2 protein-coding genes are annotated in these 1,269 nt (G+C 49.7%); both read left to right on the top strand.

The features are described from left to right. Positions 1-1,058: glycoside hydrolase family 32 protein (locus GRP75_RS27275; protein WP_202404346.1), on the top strand; the 1,058-nt coding region annotated here is incomplete at its 5' end. Next, a partial coding sequence (locus tag GRP75_RS27270; RefSeq protein WP_160790929.1) for a hypothetical protein occupies positions 1,055-1,269 on the top strand: 215 nt, incomplete at its 3' end. The genes GRP75_RS27275 and GRP75_RS27270, both read left to right, overlap by 4 nt.

The raw sequence follows: 1,269 nt of genomic DNA, 5'->3' as shown, positions 1-1,269 counted from the left end.
CCAAGGTGTTCTGGCATTCGCCAAGTGAGCGGTGGATTATGGCTCTTGTCGCGGGAGACCACGTTCGGTTTTATCGTTCGGACAATTTGCGTGAATGGTCGTTGTCAGGCGAATTCGGAAAGAATGAAGGCTCGCATGACGGAGTTTGGGAATGCCCTGATCTCTTTGAATTGCCGATTGATGACAGCGGGCGTTCCAAATGGGTACTTATCATAAGCATCGGAGATGATCCGAACTGTCCGGAAGGCTCACGCACGCAATACTTTATCGGAGAATTCGACGGAAATACGTTCATCAATGACAATCCGGCCGATCATATCCTGTGGCTGGATTATGGCCGGGACAATTATGCGGGGGTCACTTGGTCGGATATAGCTGAGCAAGACGGACGGCGCGTGATCATCGGATGGATGAGCAACTGGAAATATGCCAACCAAACGCCTACCGGAGCCTGGAGAGGCGCAATGACTCTACCTCGCGTCTTATCATTGACCAGCCGAGACGAGGGCGTAGTTCTGACTCAAATGCCTGTCCGGGAAATAGAGCAGCTGCGAAAAGGAACGCTCTGCTGGAATGAGGTCAAGGTTACGCCGGTGGTGCCGTTTACGCAGAAAATGAATGATGTTCTGCTTGAGATTGAAGCGGATATCGACATTCGTTCCGGGGATGAGGTTCATATCAAAATGAAGTCCTCTGGGCAAAGTGAGACTATTATCGGATATGACCCTGTGCGCCAATGGCTATTCATCGACCGTTCGAAATCGGGCCTGACTGACTTCCACCCGTCGTTTGCGTGCAAGCACGGTGCTAGAATGGTTCCGGAGAATGGAAAGATCAAACTGCATATCTGGCTGGATCGCAACGCGGTTGAAGTGTACGCGAATGAGGGTTTGGTTGCACTGACGGATCAAATATTCCCTGATGCTCCGATGGATCGTATTGAGATAAGTACGAAATCAGGGGAAGTTGTACTGAACTCGTTTCATATGCATGCTCTTAACTCCATTCATATTCCCAATGGTCCAACGGAGCAGACATCAAGGAGGGTTGAGGTATGAGCCATGCAACCGATAATCGGGGATTGATCATGTATTGGGCGTTCAATGAAGAAACCGGTTCAAGCGCTCTGGAGAGCGTATCCCAAGTCCAGGATAATATCCAGTACGTATTTAACCAAGCGGAGTTTACTAAACCTTGCTCTCCACGGTGGAGACAGGGAGTAATTGGAAATGGGCTCCTGTTCGATGGTTATTCGACTTACATTGCGCA

Origin of the sequence: Paenibacillus sp. OT2-17 (assembly GCF_009827695.1) — a bacterium.
Taxonomy (GTDB): domain Bacteria; phylum Bacillota; class Bacilli; order Paenibacillales; family Paenibacillaceae; genus Paenibacillus; species Paenibacillus polymyxa_B.
The sequence above is the reverse complement of the archived record's forward strand: the minus strand, read 5'-3'. Positions and strand labels throughout refer to the sequence as shown.